Consider the following 18,796-nt stretch of genomic DNA (forward strand, 5'->3'; position numbering starts at 1 on the left):
AACTCTTACTATTAATGGATAAAATAATAATTTCATTAAAAGGAGTATCAGATTTTATTGATAGCTAAATATTTCCCCTTATTGACCTTTTTTTATATAAAGAGTAATATTTATAATGATAACCTCTGGTTACCAGATGGTTAAGGTAACCAGAACAATATAAAAGGAGGTAAATAAAATGGATAATCATGAAAGGACTATTAAGGGGAAGTATTGAGAAATGCCAGAAAATAACCACTCAAAAATAAAGCAGATTTTTTCAGCTTCAGATGTAAAGCATGGCTTATCTCTTTTCACAAGTGAAGAGATTAAAGCAGTAGAAAGCCTAATTATAGAACGGGATGGAAAATTTCATATCAAATGCCAGATCAAAAATAAATACAAAGTCGCAAAACCTGAGGAAATTGTAAGGCAACTTTGGGTTTATAGATTATTGAATGAGTATAACTACCCGAAAGAAAGAATAGATGTTGAAAGAGTGGTTTATTTTGGCTCAAGAGATTCCGGTTTAGCAGATGTGGTTGTCCTTCAAAAAGACCTCCAGCATCCATACATAATCTTTGAAGTAAAGAGGCCGCAAAGAACTGCAGGACTGGAACAATTAAAGAGTTATTGTAATGCAGAAGGTGCTCCGATTGGTGTTTGGTCTAATGGAAATGAAATTATAAGGCTTCACCGAGAAGAACCTAATATTTTCGTAGAAATTCCGAGGATACCAAAAGTTACAGAAACATTGAGAGACATTTTAACTGAAAGATGGACTCTTAGATGGCTTGAAGAGCATGATGAATTAAAGCAGGGTAATACAACACTTAAAAAGATATTGCTGGACTTAGAGGAGCTTGTTTTAGGCAACGCGGGAGTGGATCCATTTGAAGAAATTTTTAAGTTAATCTACGCCAAACTCTATGATGAATGGAGAGGGATTAACGACCCCTCCTATCAGTTAGAATTCTTCGTTGGAGACAAAAGCCCGGAACAGGTAAAAGGAGCAATAACAAATCTATTAGAGGGGGCAAAGAGAGAATGGCAGGGTGTTTTTGAGCCAACAGATAAAATTGAATTGAGAAACGACCATTTAAAAGTTTGTGTATCTTTCTTAGAAAAAATAAAATTATTCAATTCCAACCTGCGCATTATAGATGAGGCTTTTGAATATTTAATACCTCAAGTTTCAAAAAAGAAAGAAGGGCAGTTTTTTACCCCCCGCCCTGTTGAAGATATGGTTGTTGAAATGCTCAATCCTAAAGCTAATGAATTCGTTATTGACCCTGCCTGTGGTTCTGCTGGTTTTCTTTTACATTCTGTGATGTGGATTGCAGGCGGAATGATAAGTGGAAAGCCGCTGCCTGAAAGCGCAAGAAACTTTGCTCAGACGAAGATTTACGGAATCGATTTTGCCAAAAAAGCCGTAAAGATAGCCAAAGCAATTAACTTAATAGTAGGGGACGGCAAATCACATGTCTATAAAGACAACTCATTAGCACCTCATACATGGGAAGATGAAACAAAATCAGGTTTAAGAGGCAGGCTGTTACGGTTCCCTGATGATCCTCAAAAAGACAGAGAAAATCAAAATCAGTTCCTCTTCTTTGATTTTGATGTCTTAATGACCAATCCACCCTTTGCCGGGACAGTAAAGGAAAGGGACATTTTAAGACTCTATAACCTGGCCGAGAGAAATGGAAGATGGGTAAACAGAATTGGAAGGCACATCCTTTTTTTAGAGCGTTGTATCCAATTTATAAGACCCGGTGGAAGAATGGCTATTGTTTTGCCTCAGGGATTATTAAACAATACAAACGCTGAATATATCCGCAGATTTGTTATTGATGAAGCAAGGATTTTAGCAGTGGTAGGTTTACACGGTAACACCTTCAAACCGCACACAGGAACAAAAACAAGCGTTTTGTTCTTACAAAAATACACAAATGAAGAAAAAGAAAAGATTCAACAGATAGGAGCAAAATATGAGGGTGAATGGGAAGAATTTTTGAAAAACCTGAAAGAGAAATATCAAAACATAGCTTGGGATAGTTCGGTAACTGAAGAAGAAATACCGGAAGAACTAAACTCTTTCTTAGAAACTTATTTTGAAAGTAGAGAAGAGATTGAGGAATTGCCATCAGAAGAAACCAAGGTTGAAGAAACAGAAGAAGAAAACAAAGAAAAGAAACCCCTTGCTGTTTTAGTTCAGGAAAAATCCGAATTAAACGAGGTGCTAAGAGAAAAAACAGAAGAGCTGGAAAATGCAGATGCCACAAGAAAAACTGAACTGAAAAAAGAGATCAAAACACTACAAACCAAGATAGACAAACTCACCAAAGAAATATCACAAAGAACTTTAACAGGACAGATAAGTTTAGTTTTAAATGAGGAAAAGATTACAACCGCATTTAAGAAATATTGGCTTGATGGAAAAGTTATGCAAGAGATGGATTATCCAATCTTCTTTGCTGTGAATGAAAAGCCGGTAAAGGACGAAAGCGGGGAGTATAGATATAAGAAAGCACCAAACGGCGATTTAGAAATGGATAATCATGGTCACCCGGCAATTGACCATGATTTAGATGAAATAGCAAAGGCTTTTATTGAGTTTGCCAAAGAACAAAACTTTGATTTTTGGAGATGAAAAGATGGCGGTAATTAATGTTGTAAGAATTAGCAAACTAGGAGGAACCACTGGAATAAGGATGGATGCAGAATATTACGATCCAGAATCTATAAAAATAGAAAACCATCTAAAAAGAATACCTTGTATAACCATAAAAAATCTACAACTCCGCGTTGATGGAAGCGCCTTTTATCCATCCATTGCCGAATACTATCAAACATCAGGCATTCCGTTTTTGCGAGTTGGCGATATTATAGATGGTTTTTTAAAAACCGAAGATGTCTTATTTTTACCAATCGAAATAGCAGATAAGTTTTCGTCCATTAGAAAAACTTGTCCAAGAGACATTGTAATTACTAAGGGTGGAAGCGTTGGGATTGCTGCGATTCTTCCTAATATATTTAACCGATATGCTCTTAGCAGAGATTTAATAGTTATTAGAACCTCAAGACTTTCAGAAGAAGAAGCAATTTCAATATTGCTTTTTCTTATAAGTAAGTACGGCAAATCATTGCTTTTAAGAGGAAAAAGCCAACAAGTTCAACCACACCTTACCTTACCAGTCATTAAAGAACTTCCAATTCCAGATTTTAAAATTGGAAAGCTAGTTGAAATTTATAAAGATTCATCAATACATTTTCAGAAATCAAAATTCCTTTACTCCCAAGCCGAAAACCTGCTTTTAGAAGAACTCGGACTTAAAGACTTCAAGCCAAGATATAAAAAAACATATACCGCCAATCTTTCCAATGTTTTATCTGCCCACAGAATAGATGCAGAATATTTCCAGCCTGCGTATGAAGAGGTGATTGAGAAATTAAGAGAAAATAATATAGAGCTACCACCACTTAGAAAATTTATTTTGAACATTCAAAAAGGCATAGAAGTTGGAAGCGAGAATTACCAAAACGAAGGGAAGCCATTTATCAGGGTAAGCAATCTTTCTATAACCGGATTTACTGACAAAGACCAAAAATATATAAGTGAAGGATTATATCAGCAATTAAGGGGAACCTATGAACCCCAGCAAGGCGATTTTCTATTGAGTAAGGATGCAACTCCTGGAATAGCGTATGTTGTAAAAGAGCAAATTGAAGGGATAATCTCAAGCGGTATCTTAAAATTACAAATAGACGAAAGCGAAATAAATAAAGAGTATCTTGCTTTATGTATAAATTCTCTTATTGGAAAAATGCAGATAGAAAGGGATGGAGGAGGTTCTGTTATACTTCATTGGAAACCAGAACAAGTAAAAAGATTAAATATCCCTATTCTTCCTCTCTCAACCCAGCAAAAAATCGCCTCATTAGTTCAAGAGTCCCATGAGGCAAGAAAAAAGGCAAAGGAATTATTAGAGGCAGCAAAAAAAGCAGTAGAGATTGCCATTGAAAATAGCGAAGAAGAAGCTGTGGAGTATATTTCTAGAATTGCATAACATCCTCTTGCTTGCCTCTCTTGTTTCATTAAAATAAAAATATTTTCCCTTATTGACCTTTTTATATATAAAGAGTAATATTTATAATGATAACCTCTGGTTACCAGATGGTTAAGGTAACCAGAACAATATAAAAGGAGGTAAATAAAATGGATACATTTATCATAACAATAATCATATTAATATCAGGGGTATCAATCGGAGCAGTTTTATTCAGTGCATGGCACAGCATGAACCCAGAAGAGAAAAAGGAATTTATTGATGAGGCTAATCTCAGAGGAGAAGAGTATTTATTTGAAGAAGATGAAAGTTTCAGTTCTCCCGGTTCTTCCCGTAACCTTATTATAGAACCATCAAGCTTTTCCTCAGATGATAGATAAAATTATTAAAGTAATTTCTCCAGAAAATCTCTTTCTTTCCCTTTTGGAATAGCATCTATTCCGAATGCCAATACATCTGCATTATTTGTTAAATCACGCAATCTCTGTTTAACGCTCTTAATTTCAATTTGAATCATGACATTATTGACTGCAAGAATTTTTACAGAATCTGCACCCTCAAGGAAAACTGTATTTTCTGTAAAAACCAGAAACTGCCAGTATTTATCGTCATAAAGTCCTTTATTGATTTCCAAAGTTCTTTCTGTATTTGAAGAAAAAATCCTGATAATTAAGTCATTGTCCCCAATTTTAATTTTTAACATAATTTTAATTCCTCCAATTTATTTTTTGCTGATTTACCTGCCATAAACATCAGGAAGTTTAACCGTATCTTCTTCAGTAAAGGGTCCCTTGTAGCTTACGCTTCCAGGTCCTGATGGATTGTTTTCCTGGTTATATAAATTTCTTCCCTCTGCAAATATTGACGATATTTCTTTTTCCAGAGTTCTTGCCTTTTCCTGTGCAGTAAGAGAGCGGTTGAGGTCAAGTTCTTCGTATTTGTTATAAAGTTGATGTCTAACAAAGTTAAAATCTCTTACTTTCTGATTGGCTTCTTCAAAAGACATTCCTGCCTTAATACCAAGAATTTTCCCAAGAGGAGTTGCGGATAAATCAACCCCGCCCTGACTTTTCACGTAATCCCTCAGCGATCCCTCATGCTTAAAGTATTCATTAATTTGCTTTGCAGTTGTTGACATAACCTCTTCAGCCAGTGGTGTATTATGTTTCGTGAACATGTCAAGATAGCTTTTTTCTATAATGCCTTCTTCTCCATGCATGACTCTCCATGTATCATTACCAATAACAGTATTCTGCCCATAATAATCATTAACAGTTTCATGATAACGGTCCTTCCTGCTTCCCGTTATTGTCTCTCTTAATCTCTGGAAACTGGCGTTGTCAATGTCTTTCGTATTAAACTGCTGTCCTCTTTCCCCTTTTACATTTACAATTTTGCCATTACTATCCATAACGAGGGAGCCTTCAAACTGCCTGCCATTTTTATGTTTTATAATTCCATCATATTTTGAGGTAAGAAGCTGTCCTGTTTTGGCATCAATAATTCTTTCTGCTGTTCCATTAAGAGTGAATCCTCCAGCTTCTGCATTATGCAATGCCTCTTTTTCTATTAACATGCCGTCTTTGTAAGTAACAGATTTGTTGCCATCCTGCGATTGAGCAGTTATATATCCAACCTTTCCATCCGAATTTACACCAAACCCTGTGAGCTTCATGCCTGGCTTAATTGCTTTGCCTGGCCCTGGCAATTGTTTGTTTAAAGCATCTGCTTCAGCTTGCCCTATTATGCTACCTCTTCCAGTAAATTCCGTATACTGCTTGAGCATTTCTTCGTTATTGCCCTGATATCCTAAAGCCTTTGCTGTATTAAGAGTACCTTGTATTTCACCAATGCCTCGAGCTACCTGTCCTGACTTAAGCATTCCATAATCGCCTGCAGAAGTGTTTTCCATAATCTGTTGCTGTGCTCCTGCTTGATATTTTATCCCAAAAGCCTGCTGTGTTGCAGTAGCCTGAGCAATACTCTCACCTCCAAACATATTACCTGTCCTTGCCTGCCCAGACAGTTGCCCTGCTTGCATCTTTGCCGACCCTTCCATAAGACTTTTAAATCCTCCCTGAGCTGCCTGCATAGAAGCAGCATTAGCATATGTTTTAGCGGGTAGTATCTCTCCACTCATTACCCCGCCAGGATTGGTTACCATAGAACCATACTGTGCTCCTGATGACTGAGGAACTCCAGTAATTGACCCTGCAAGCATTCCTAATGCAGCCCCACCAAATTTAACAAGCATTCCTGTCATTACAGTGCTCAACATAAGTCCTGACCACCTGATAGCTCCAAATGTTGCAGCCACTTTAGGAAGATAATCCTGCGGAAGCATCATTAGCTGGACAAGCCCCATACCAAGATTACCATTTACTTTAAGTGAGTCAGATGCCTGTTTTGCAAGATCAACTGCCATGCTGTGTAAAATTGCATCAACCACTCCCCATACCGTAACCCAGAGAAACATGCCTGCTATTAAACTTATGGCTCTTCCTGCAAGAGGTGTTACAGCTATAAGAGCCATAAATGGAACAAGGGAGATTGCAACAGCCTTCATTGTCTCCTTGATAACAGGAATCCATGAGTTTGCATGTGCTGCCATACCTATCAGGTTTGACTGCGTTTTTGCTGTAGCCATTGCTTTCATTGCCTCAGTAGTAGAATTTGACGTTATAACCTCCATCATTGCATCTGCAAAAATAGACTGTCTTATGTATAACCCTGTATCTCCTGTTTGAAAAATCATCTGAACTGTGCTGTCAAGAAGATTTCTGCAGGCATTTAATCCTGTCCCCCCTGAAAAACTGTTTGAATAACATACTGCCTCTGTGGTGGTCTGTTGAATCTGAGGAGCATTTAAAGCCTGTTTAAGTGCAAGTCCTGCTTCCTGACATGTTTTAGTCTCCCCTGCAGGATTTTGCTCGGTGTAGTAAACTGTATAAAGCGATGGATTTTGTGACTCTGTTATAATAGTATCCCATGACGTTCTTCCGTCAGATATCGCATCAGGATTAAGCTGTGTTCCCGGTCTTACTGTTTCAGCAAGTACACAGTCCTTAACATATCTTTGAAGTGATGCCCTTAAGGATGCAGGTGCAGGATTAATATCAAGTAATAAAAATCCAGTCCCTCCTGCATTTGTCCTGTAATCACTTGCGGGATCAGCACTTGTTGATACTATATCAATAAATCCAACTTCTATCTTGTTTAACAGTCCTGCTAAAGTGGCAATGCCTCTTGGAACATCATCTACTGTTTCAGGTCCTCTGTTTAGGGTCTGGTCATAGATAACAAGTTTGTCTTTAGGGACAATAAATGCAGCATAAATCATTGTCCCTAAAAGCATATATACAAACCATGAATGAATCCCGCTTTTAACACCTGTTGCTATTCTTATATAAGCAGAGATAAAAGCAAACCCTGCTCCAAGAACCACTGCTGTTATAAATAATCCCTTGTATGCATCATCTGAAAATATTAAGGCTACTTTTTTCCATGCACTAAGACATGCATCATAGCCTCCATATGTTATATACTCCCATGTAGCAGCAGATGCTATAGCAGGAACAAAGGGAAGTATCAGAATTAATAAAACAAATAGCTTTCTCATGCAAACCCCTACCTTGCAAACAGCCTTTTACCAACAGAGGTTCCAAATTTAGTTGTAACCTCTGAATAAGCAGTAGACTCAAACTGAGAGTAAAGCTGTGACATGTTGGCAACTGACTGAATCTCCCCTAAGGACGCAGTATAAACTTCTCTTGCCTTGCTTATTGCACCATGTAGCCTTGATAAATAATCTGTTGCTGCACTTTTTAAAGTTGCAGAATCAAGAATACTGCATGGCTGGCTCTTTGAAGAACCAGTCCCTCTTGGAGTACCTAAAGTATCTGCAAAAGCAGCCGCTTTTAAAGCTCTTGACTGAACTGTAAGTAATGCTTGATAAAATACCCCTTTTGCAACAGGATCACTTATTGCAGGAACAACAGAGTCATCCCCTGACATCATTGCATATCGTAAATATAGATGAAGAGACAACGGAGAAAGCTTAACAAGATTTTCATAACTAACGCCATCCTGCCCCTGAAGCTTCTGTTTATTTCGTATTGCCTGCAGTCCCTTAAGTAAAGTGTCATAGACTTTCCCTCTCATGTTGGTTTGATCAAGGGTACACTGTGCATTGGGACTGTCTTTTCTGTAAAGCTTGTTATCTTTAAACAGCTCTGTTTTCATCTCTGAACATCCATCTACTGGATAAAACTGGAATGCTGAAGCATCTGTCTGTGCTCCAGCTATAACAATATCTCCAGCCATTGCCCTTATGTAAGGGATAACATCTGCTATTGTGCTATCCTGGGCTGCAACATAATCAAGAAAGCTTTTATAGCCAACCATCACCTTTAGTTCTGATGGACACCCCTCAATGGTCTCTTCCTTTGTAACAACCCCCGAAGAAGTCTCTGACCTGTCATCTGTGTTTGAATATAGCCCGATATCATGAAACAGACTTGTAAGCCCAGTGCTCTGTAAAGCCGTAGTAGCAGCCTGTTCAAATGCAGCTCCCGCCTGATTCTTATTTAAATCAATAGCTGCAAATGGTTTTGACAGTGCACATTCATTTAACTGAATGTTGTTTAAATCATTTATTATTTTTTCCACCTGGTTTAAATTGGTGTTTAAAGCAGAGCTTAATGTATTAAGTGCAATCTGAAATGCAACTATAGGGGCAGCCTGTATGAGTCTCTGAAACTTATCCACAAGGTAATCAAAATTTGTAAATCCAAAGCCGCCTAAAAAAGCATCAATGCCACCACAGCCTCCTTTTATTCTTGGTTTATTTATGCTTACCAGATAGTCGGTAGTGGATGGAACTCTTGCACTAAATGAACCCGCAGTAAAGTATCCACGCTTCTGTCCTTCAAAATATCCAGGAGCAGAAGATGTCTGCTGATCATACCAGTCATCAAGCCATCCTGCTTTAACCTCCCAAACGGAGATAAAGCTGAATAATATAGCAGTTAGTAATGCCGTAATCTTTTTTATCATAATGCTTCCTCCATAAGAATAATTTATGTTTTAATATTACTACCCTTGCTGGTAACCATAGATGATAAGGAATCTGAAAATGGCAGGTTATTTTTCAAGATGCTCCGCTATCAGTTTTATCTGTTCATCTTTGCTATATTCTGCAATAAGCTTTAAATGATAAGACAGCGATATATCGCCGTAAGACAGGTAAAAGCCTGAGTTTTTTACTGTGCCTAATCCTTCCGATAAGCCTTCGGTATTTACCACATTTTTCACATAAACCACTGCTGGAACTGCTTTTACTTCGTATTTCCTAAAAAGCAGAGGATCAATCAGGACTTTTGTCCTGTAAAGCTCACAGGAGCCACTACAGAGAGGGTCTATCTTTAAAGCTGTAGAGATCCATTCTGCTGTGGGTGCTATTTTCTTAAGCCCTCCTTTCCCTCCACGCATAATCAGAAAAACATTATCCTCCCCTAGCTTTGCCAGATCCCTTGCATAAGCTTTTACTGTCTCTATCGGCATGGATGAGGAAATAAATATATAAACTCTATCCTGAGCTGGAACCATGCTTTTAACAGCAGGTTTCATCTGGCTGTAAAACATACTGGAAGGATCATTAGCAGAGGGAATCTGCATTTTAGCTGTAATATCGTTCTGAAACTCTTTAACCTGAGATTGGAATTCTTTGCTTTCTGTGTATTTAAAAGCATTCTTAGCTTTTTCCTGAATTTGTGGCGTAATGTTCACATTATCAGGAAGTTTGATATTTTTTATTTTATCCTGCATTTTATCTATCTGTTGTTCAAGACTTTCTTTATAAAGAATATGTGTTTTCCATAACTTCCCATCTGTGTAAATCTCCACTGACTGGTATGGTTGATCAAGCACAACTTCTTTCATAACAATCTGCTGTGTACAGATATCAGCAATTTTCTTTAAGTAAATCTTACTATTAACAATTTTATCAACGTTATAGCAGGCTGACGGCATTGGAATTAAAGCCTTAACACTGCCCTGTCCATACGCATCAATGCTTAAAACTGCTATAGCAAGCAGTAAAATTATTTTTTTGACTAAAATGATCTTCCTATACAGCACTTAACCCTCCTTATAAACATCCAGCTAAAATTATCTGGAGAATTACTCCCCGCTCCATATGGCGGGTTTTTGTTTGTCTCCCATAAAAGCCCTGCTCTTCCAATTGGCATGGGAGCCCCTCGTACAGGCTTTATCTGGTGAACCTTATAGTGAGATTTTATCCATATTGGGGTAAGCACGGCCCCGCATTTGTCAACTCCTGGATCCCACGCAAGAAGCTCTCTGTGCATTTTATATACCATTCTTCCAGCAAGCCCTGCATTGGCTGATATATAGTCTCCCTGTGCAATGTCTCCTGATAATGGATAGCTGTTTCCCCACGAACCCATGCACCAAAAAAGCGGATCAAGAGGCCAGCCCATTGAAGAAGAAACAGAATCAGCCATGCATGCCATTTGAGCTGCTGGATTTCCAAAAAGCAGTGCCTCTGGATTAAGTATGAATGATAAAAGATCATTATTCCACGTTGGGTCAATCTCGGTAAGATACGCAAGGTCAAACCCTTCTATCGGTACACACGGAACATCCATAAATAGATCCAGTATCTGCCATACAGCAAAAATATACCAGTGTGCATTTGCCTGTACATGTTGTGTGTCATCCTTGTGAGAACCCTGCTGAAGATTTTTATCAGAACCACTCAGCTTTAAGCCCCCAAGTGTGGGAAGACACCATGGGGTCTTGGTTGTCTCTATAATTCTTGAAGGCTCCCAGTAAGAAACTGTAAGCCCTAATGTGAGTTTTGCTCCTTTTTTACAGGCACATACAATACTGTTTATTGTATCGGGGTTGTCAAGATCTGCTGGACCTTTAATTTTAACTCCTGCAAGCTCTATTGGAAATACCGCATCCCACCTTACATCTGTGAAAGGATTTATAAAGCTGGCTTTGCAATCATCTCCCGCTACATCCTGACAGTATAAAAAAACAACTGATAAAGCGGTTATTACAAAAGTTATTAAAGCTGTGGAAGTTATTTTTTTCACTTAATGCCTCCTTTAGGTGGAACCTCCCTTACAACAAAATATCTGTTTTGAGAATATACAAATGATGGAACTGCTTTTATTTGAAACTTATCAAGGAGTCTTTGATTGCACCCATATACAATCCTTTTTAGCTGTGCTTGGGCTGCTGCTACATCCCCTGATACAGCAATGAACATTATATCCTGTCTTTCATGGATTTTATTTTTCATGATCCATGTAACCTGCTCCACTGAATTTGCATTAAAAAAAAGTAAAGTATAGGGAAACTGCATGTAATCAAGCGGGTTAAATCTGTATCCTTCTGGATATATAACTTTCCCTTTATCATCCGTTATATCAAAGGGAAGTGTATAAGTGGGATCTACATGGAAAGTTTTATCCTGCCTTGCCTGAGCTATAGAGAAGTTAACCTTTGTTTTTGTTTTTGCAGACTGTCTCATTTTATCCCACAGTTTTTGCCAGTTTGTCTGCTTCATCTTATTCTTTATCTCTTCATAAGCATCAGGTTCAACTATTGGATAAGTGTTACCTGTTTTGCCTATTGTTTTTGCATGTAAAGTTAAAGAAACAAAACATAAAACAGCAGTTAATAGTAAAACTAATTTTTTCATTTAACTCCCCTATTTTGTAAACTCTGTGTTGCAGTGTTCTGTAAACTGCTCTCTATATTTTTTCTCATGTTTCTTTCAATATCCTGTGTATATTCACTTAAATCTATATTGTCAAAATTTAACGCCTGAAATTCTTCTGGTTTAAAGCCTCTGCAGTTAGGATGTTTTTCACTGCCCCACCCTCCATCGGGTCCAAAAGAAGCTAGCTGAGGTCTTCCCTGCTCATGCACTATCCTTGCAAGTTTGCTATTAAAACAACAGTATGATTTTACTTTCTGGACACATCCTACAAATTTTATTTTCTTTGTACAATAAGTCCCCACATAATGACACATTCCTGAATCCGCCATTGTTGAGGTAATTACGTCCTGCTTGTCACAGCTTGCCATAAAAAGGTTTGCAGCCAGAGTTGCAGCAGATAGTGCAAACCCAACAGGACCTCCCGCCGATCCTGCAATCCATAATGAAGCAGAAAATGCAAGATTAACTGCAGAAGCAATTACTGGATCGCTTATCACCTGAGAAATAGCTAACTGAGCTATCGCTGCTGCTATTTGAGGTCCCATTTTCTCAATATATGTACCCATTGCTGTCCCAACTACTTCGTCTGCACTTGCTCCTGCTTGCTTAAGTTCTGCTGCTTTTGAAAGAGCGGCAAATTCTTTACTACCCTCAGAAAATACTACTCTAGAAAGTCCATTCCCGATAGCAAGATTGCCTCCTTCCAATAAGTAGTTTCCTGCAGCAATATCAAGAGCATATGAGCCTATTTTAACCGCTTCTGTTGCAGCATATATGGCTCCTACTGCGTCAGTTATTGCTGATATCCCTGTTGATCCCACACTGTCATATATTTTTCCCTGAGATTCATCACAGCAGTTGTGAAAGCCTGTTTTTATCCCTGATTTCTGGCATCTCATTTTAGAGCCACTGAATATTGACCACTCCCCTGTACACATATCCTCATTAGAAGCAGCACTGTCATATGTGGATGCAATCATATCAGGGTCATCGTTTTCAATTTGACTTTCCGTAAAACATTGATTTGGAGAACACATCCACTTACTATTTACATTCATACACTGATAATTCCCCAAAGGACAGCCATATCCCGTAAAACATCCATTTGCTTGCAGTGTCCCTGAAGGGCAGGTTGCAGGAGCTTCACATTTTCCCGTTTGGGAATTAAAACTTCCTCCAGCAGGACAGCCTGAATAACATGATGTAGTACACTGAGCTTGTGTATCATAAAATGTTCCATTAAGGCTACATTGATATTTATTTGCATAGCTTGTATGAGTTGTACAGGACTGCCCCACTGAACAAGTAGGTGGATTACCTGAACAACTTGAACCACCTGGGAGAGGACAATAATATGAAATAGATACTACAGGTATCCATGCACCAAAACCACAGTCCTCACTGTCCCAATAATCACATGCACCTATTCTTATATTGTTATTTTGAGTTTGAATTAAAAAAATAGAATAACTTGTTTGGACGTTCGATTGGTATAAATTTCCACTTTGAAGAGGTATAAAATCTCCTGTATAATAATAATTATAAACGCCACCAGACTTATTGTAGTAATGAGTCCATGCTGCTATATAACCATTCTGGACTTGAATTCCAATTTCATCTCTTGGATGACCCCCACTTCTTCCCCATGCTGCACTTAAACCTGAACCATTCAGTGGTACCCATGTTCTTGTTTCATAGCTTGTTCTTATTCGAATCTGCCCTGCTTGTATATCTATACAACCAGTATAACCTCCCTCCCCCCATGTCCAAAAATCAGAACTACATGAGGAATACATGGTTGTGTCAGCATTACAAGAAGCAGTTTGAAAACAGTTATTGTTACAGGTTGTAGCATCAGCGTATATCTGTCCAGTTCGAGGGCATTGATAATTTGTATAAGGAACATTTTGAGATGAGCATGCTCCAATCGTAGTATCAGCTTCACACTTCTGGGTCTGCCCGTTATATGTATATCCTGCCGGGCAGTTAGGTTGAGAAAACTGCTCTATACATTCTGTTTGTCCTTGTGGACAGATGTATCCTTGAGGAGTCTGGGTGCATGCAAATATTTCATTTTGTTGCACTTCTCCATCACCATTAGAATCAACAGCACAGGCATTTGCAGGCATTGTCCAGCTACTCTCCCCATCACCTGCAGTCGCCTCTATGGGGTCACACTGTTTTGTATTTTTGTTGTAAATATACATTCCTGAACACACAGGCATTAAAACACATTTATTTGTTTCATAGTTGAAAGTATAATACTGTGGACAGGAATGTTTCTCATCTAATGGATTTGTAACACAGTATCCTGAAGAAGGATCATATGCTCCAGGAGGATAAACACATACAGGAGCATCTGCATAAGCTTTCCTGACCTCAATAAAAGGAGAAGCTATATTAATCACTGCATAGATAAATAAAACCAGTAAACCAGTTGTTTTTATGTGTATCTTGTTAAACATTCGATTTATGTATTACCCCCTTTCTAAGGCAGGGTTACATAATTGTTGTTAGTGCACTTCATATCCTGACTTGCCTGCCTTAATACCGCCATAGTGGACGTTGAAAGATTAAAATCATTGGAACATTTACAACCTTCAACCATTTCTTCTCCTTCCTTTGTAGGACATGTGTTTTCTATGCATGCTCTGTAAAGATATGTATATCTCTGCTCTTTATTGTATGTTGATGTTGGCCCTGATATGCCTATTTCTGGTCCTGTAGACAGTTTTTTTACTTTGCAGACAGGTTCACAATCCTGTCCAATCGGTCTATTTGTTATTGTAAAAAACCCCGTGTCGGTTATCTCTCCCTGAGAAGTCTTTCTCCAGTCCTGATAGTAAACGTTTGAACCTGTATCATTAACTGATGGAACAACTGTTGCAAGTCTTTTCTTTGCATCCGATAAATCTATCTGATTGTTCTTGCAAACATAAACCCTTTTTGTTTCCCACCAGTCCTCGCAGCCCATAATGCTGTCTCCTGTGTTAGGACATGAAAAATTTTTACAAGAAGGATATGCTTTAAATCCTGTTCTTATAAAATTTTTCATTACTGGTACATCATCTATATATTCATCTCTTAAAGTACAATTGGGATCATTTTCTAAAGAAGAACATGTGTTATTTACAGATTTGTTTAGTTCACAAATAGTTTGAATATCTAAAGTTACTATGCTAAAACCCTCCCCGCAGCCTGACACAGCCACCCTGTTTTTTGTCCTTAAAATTCCGGAGGATCTAAAAAACTGAGTGACATCCATTTGTGGCCCCTGATCCCAGCTGGTGTCTAATTCACAACTCCCTGGCGGATAACCATTAGGGTCAGTCCATGCGTAAGGTCCATACCAGATTAAACTGTTATTTACAAAAATCTGAATCCAGTCATCCCACTTAACTCTATTTAAAGTAGCCTTTGAAATTAAGTCAGGACGTTTAACCTGAATATCATAATAGGTTTCATAAATACTGCAACCGGCACACCAGTAGTTATCTCCCTCTATGCCAAGTACTATCTGAATGCACTTATCCCCGCAGGACCTTATCTGACCTGCATATCCTCCAACAGGAGCCACAACATCATACACTCCTATCCCCACAGGGTTTACAACATTCTGTATCACACAGGTTTTTTCTTGGGTACTTTCCTGAACATTCTGCTGTGCGGTAACCATGAGATTATAGTAAGAAGCAGAATCCCCGCTTTGAGCTGCAACTTCACTCTGAATGCCTCCTTGCAGATTCTGAGGAGAATCAAAATAATTTTGTAATTGTGGACTTGATTTTCCATAAGCAGACTGCACCTTCGAACAGCCTTCTGTTTTCTGTCCGTAGTACACTATGGAATTCCCCTGAATTTTTGAATCTGAAATAATGAATGCATTTTTGCTTGACTGCATTACAGCTCCAATCACTCCTCCTCCAAGTGATTTAAGAATATATGTAAAGTTATCCAAAGTCACAGCTCCATTACATGTGCTTGAAATACAGTAGCAGCCTGAAAGTTCATTGAACCCTGTTGTGGTATATAAAATTTTTCCAGAGGTTTCTGAAGTCCATTTATACGGATAACACTGCTCCTGGCTAAGACAGGCTATAAATCCATTGGAGCATACAGAAGTAATTGTCCCGCTTATCTGAGTATTTGTATCTACTGTGCCATCTAAATCTAAGTCCTGCTGAACCGTTATTGTGGATATTCCATTAGAGCTGTAATTAATGCTAACAATTGTAAATGCCTCACTTGAAGGGCATAAAAGTTGAGCTTTAAAACTAATGGATTTATCCAGAGTGGACATCGGTTTATTTTCATTTAACATCGGTAAAATAACATTCTGATTTAAATTGTCTCTTGTTCCATAAATATTTTGCATAAGCTTACCCATATCACTTGCAGCCTGATCGGGGTCTTTTGAATCATCCGCAAAACAGATTGAAAATATCACGGTAAAAAACATAACTGTTAAACTACTTCTTGCTATTACGCCTTTTAACCATCTCATCTATTGCCTCCTCATAGTTCATACCATTTGAAACCATTGCTTCTATCTCAGCAATTTCAGTTGGGTTTGAAGTATAAAGGTAGTAAGAATAAGGATCAACCATTAAGCGTGCAACTCCAATACCATAAGCATCAGAGTGTATAAATATCTCTGAGTATTTTGGAGCATTGTACTTAATTGTCCTTAATATGTTCATTGCAAAATCATCATAATTAATTACTTTTTCATCTTTTGCTTTTTCAAAATCAGAAGATTCAAGAAAGAACTTGTAAGCAGAGTTTACGTTTATGACATTTCCAACACGCCCAAACTGCTTTAGGTCAAGAATTGACTGTGTGATTATTCCAAAAGACCCCTTATACTTTCTTGCACGTCTATAGCCTGTTTCAATAACAACCTGAAGCTGGGCTGTGTCCTGCAAAAACTGCCATGCTTCATCAACTATAACCATTCGGGGTACTTCTCTTGTTGAGTGATACAGATCCATTGTTACAAGGTTTAAAATCTGAAGCACCACTACACTGAATAAATCAGGCAGGGATTTTAAATGCTCAAGCTCAAGCACTACAAAGTTATCGTTTGCTATATCGATTGTGCTTTTCCCTGAAAACCACTTGCCATAACTTCCATCAGATGTAAATTTTGCAAGGTTAAACGCAAGATGGCTTGCTATAAGTTTGAAATCCTGCTGACATTTTTCATCACTGCAAAAGAATGATTCATCATCGTAGTATTTGGGGAATGCTTTTAGCCACTCAAAAACTAAATCAACACTTCCTTCTTCTCCATAATTTTTTACAACCCATTCAACAGCACTTCTTATGAGGTTTGCCGCTGACTCTTGATAAATTACCTCGGGCATCTGTCCTGTAGATGATACAACCATCTGCCTTATAATCTCTGTTATAACAGGGATGTCATACTCTGGCTCTTTTATGTTTGAAAACGGATTCAGGCTTATGTTTGAATTAGGAGAAAACTCCAAAAACTTCCCTTCAAATATCCGTGCAAGTTTCTTGTAACTTCCTCCTATGTCAACTATTCTTATTTTGGTGCCCGCTCCATAGTAGTTTGCAACTATGTAGTTAACCAGAAAGGATTTTCCCTTCCCTGTTGGAGCTGCAATATACCAGTTGTAGCTGGATGAAGCTTGGCTAAGTATATCAACCCCCACTATCTGCCCTTTTCTTCCAGTAAAAAGAAGTGCAGGCTTTCCTGCTCCACCAAAGTCTGTCTGAACTGGAAGCAGTGCTGGCAAGCTGTCAAGTGGAACCACAAAATCCCTGTCAAGTATGTTTAAGGACATTTTTTCACAATATGCCGAAAAAGGAAGACTGTAACACAAAAGGGGCATAAGTAAATACTTGTCTTCCTGCATAACCGCTCCTGTTGACTCCCACAGCTTTATAGCCCTATAAACTGCTGTTCTTGTTGCTTCTTTATCATGAGAGAACAGCCACATTATAGGAATAATTCTGAAAAACTTATCCCCCTTTTCAACCTTGTCAACTGACCATATAAACTCCTCCTGCTTTCTCTTAAGTGCAGGAATAAAGGAGCCAAATGCCTGTTGCTGTATAACCAGATTAGCTTTGGTGTGCAGCTTGCTTCTTAAATTCTCAACAAAAATGTTCAGTGTCAGTATAAAAGGCGTGTTTATCTGTGATACATCTCCTGCCACTCCTTCGTAGCTTCCAGTAATAAGGTTTGTCCAGAAAGCATTTATATCCTGCGGAAGTGTTTTTGGGGTTATGCATCTAAAGTAGGTGGTATTTTCCTGCTGTTCATATCCTGATTTAATTTCGATAAACCCGCTTGATGGATCTGTTTTTATTGTTGTATCAGCATATATAACCTGCTTTGACAAAAGAGTGGTTTTTGTCCATTCTGTGTCATTCTGTGCTACTCTTGCATTAAGTATTCTTCTTAAAAGCTGAAGAAGCTCAGAGGGTCCGCATAAAACAGGATTTAACATTACTGCCTGAAGAACTTCTCTTACGTTTGTGACAATTTCTCTTATAAGCTCAGATGAAGTATCTTTAGCAGGCATCTTGATTGTTATAAAACTTCTAAAGTTTCGTAAACCTTCAAGTACTTTTTGCTCGTAAAACTTTCTTAACTCGTGATAACCCTTTTTTACAAAATCAGGTGCATACTGCTTTTCACTTTCATAAAAATCAAGAAATGCCTTAATGTCAGGATCAGCATAAAGAATAAACTGTATAACACTTCCTTCTGGATACCCTATTCTGAACAGTCCTTCAAGCACCTTTAAATCGTGAGCTCCAAAAACAAGCACAGGAGTACACTCAAACATAACTCCTATAGTGTCATCTTTATTGTAAAAACCCCCTGCTGCTTCATCGTATGCAAGGGGAGCAAGAAAATCACTGAATTTATCCCTTCTTATGTTTGAACGAAGTTTTTCTACAGGCAGGGAGCTTTTCTCTTCTTCTGTTTTTACAAGTCCAAAAATCTCTAACATCT

At 38.1% G+C, this 18,796-nt stretch carries 12 protein-coding genes; 3 read left to right on the plus strand and 9 right to left on the minus strand.

Going from position 1 to position 18,796, the window contains the following annotated elements; genetic code table 11:
• The first annotated feature begins 220 nt into the window (after positions 1–220).
• From G581_RS11175 to G581_RS0108540, 3 genes are all read left to right on the plus strand, one after another.
• Entirely contained in the window at positions 221–2,632 is a 2,412-nt protein-coding gene (locus G581_RS11175) for an N-6 DNA methylase (protein ID WP_051179111.1), read from the plus strand.
• Positions 2,616–4,049, plus strand: coding sequence for a restriction endonuclease subunit S (locus G581_RS11750; RefSeq protein WP_156875245.1), 1,434 nt, complete (start codon positions 2,616–2,618; stop codon positions 4,047–4,049). Before G581_RS11175 ends, G581_RS11750 begins: the two co-directional genes overlap by 17 nt.
• 149 nt (positions 4,050–4,198) lie before the next feature.
• Positions 4,199–4,429: an HMG-box domain-containing protein gene (locus G581_RS0108540; RefSeq protein ID WP_028845462.1), complete on the plus strand. Its 231-nt coding sequence runs from the start codon at positions 4,199–4,201 to the stop codon at positions 4,427–4,429.
• 5 nt (positions 4,430–4,434) lie between these two features.
• Here G581_RS0108540 and G581_RS0108545 read toward each other — a convergent pair whose 3' ends face one another.
• The 9 genes from G581_RS0108545 to G581_RS11195 form a co-directional block, all read right to left on the minus strand.
• Positions 4,435–4,752, minus strand: coding sequence for a hypothetical protein (locus G581_RS0108545; protein ID WP_028845463.1), 318 nt, complete (start codon positions 4,750–4,752; stop codon positions 4,435–4,437).
• Positions 4,753–4,785: 33 nt separating this feature from the next.
• Positions 4,786–7,668: a conjugal transfer protein TraG N-terminal domain-containing protein gene (locus tag G581_RS0108550; protein WP_028845464.1), complete on the minus strand. Its 2,883-nt coding sequence runs from the start codon at positions 7,666–7,668 to the stop codon at positions 4,786–4,788.
• Positions 7,669–7,676: 8 nt separating this feature from the next.
• Positions 7,677–9,104, minus strand: coding sequence for a conjugal transfer protein TraH (locus tag G581_RS0108555; protein ID WP_028845465.1), 1,428 nt, complete (start codon positions 9,102–9,104; stop codon positions 7,677–7,679).
• 87 nt (positions 9,105–9,191) lie between these two features.
• On the minus strand, positions 9,192–10,187 hold the full coding sequence (locus tag G581_RS11755; RefSeq protein WP_051179118.1) for a type-F conjugative transfer system pilin assembly protein TrbC: 996 nt from the start codon (positions 10,185–10,187) through the stop codon (positions 9,192–9,194).
• Positions 10,163–11,173: a TraU family protein gene (locus G581_RS0108565; RefSeq protein ID WP_028845466.1), complete on the minus strand. Its 1,011-nt coding sequence runs from the start codon at positions 11,171–11,173 to the stop codon at positions 10,163–10,165. The genes G581_RS11755 and G581_RS0108565 overlap by 25 nt, the downstream gene beginning before the upstream one ends.
• Positions 11,170–11,784, minus strand: a complete 615-nt coding sequence (locus G581_RS0108570) for a hypothetical protein (RefSeq protein WP_028845467.1) — start codon at positions 11,782–11,784, stop codon at positions 11,170–11,172. Before G581_RS0108570 ends, G581_RS0108565 begins: the two co-directional genes overlap by 4 nt.
• The gene (gene traN, locus G581_RS12270; RefSeq protein ID WP_028845468.1) at positions 11,781–14,270 is read right to left on the minus strand and encodes a conjugal transfer protein TraN; all 2,490 of its coding nucleotides are present in this window, start codon (positions 14,268–14,270) and stop codon (positions 11,781–11,783) included. The genes G581_RS0108570 and traN overlap by 4 nt, the downstream gene beginning before the upstream one ends.
• A gap of 23 nt (positions 14,271–14,293) precedes the next feature.
• Entirely contained in the window at positions 14,294–16,309 is a 2,016-nt protein-coding gene (locus G581_RS0108580; RefSeq protein ID WP_028845469.1) for a hypothetical protein, read from the minus strand.
• Entirely contained in the window at positions 16,275–18,794 is a 2,520-nt protein-coding gene (locus G581_RS11195) for a TraC family protein (protein WP_051179119.1), read from the minus strand. Before G581_RS11195 ends, G581_RS0108580 begins: the two co-directional genes overlap by 35 nt.
• Between the last annotated feature and the right edge of the window lie 2 nt (positions 18,795–18,796).

It is taken from the genome of Thermodesulfovibrio thiophilus DSM 17215 (assembly GCF_000423865.1).
GTDB classification, from domain to species: Bacteria; Nitrospirota; Thermodesulfovibrionia; order Thermodesulfovibrionales; family Thermodesulfovibrionaceae; genus Thermodesulfovibrio; species Thermodesulfovibrio thiophilus.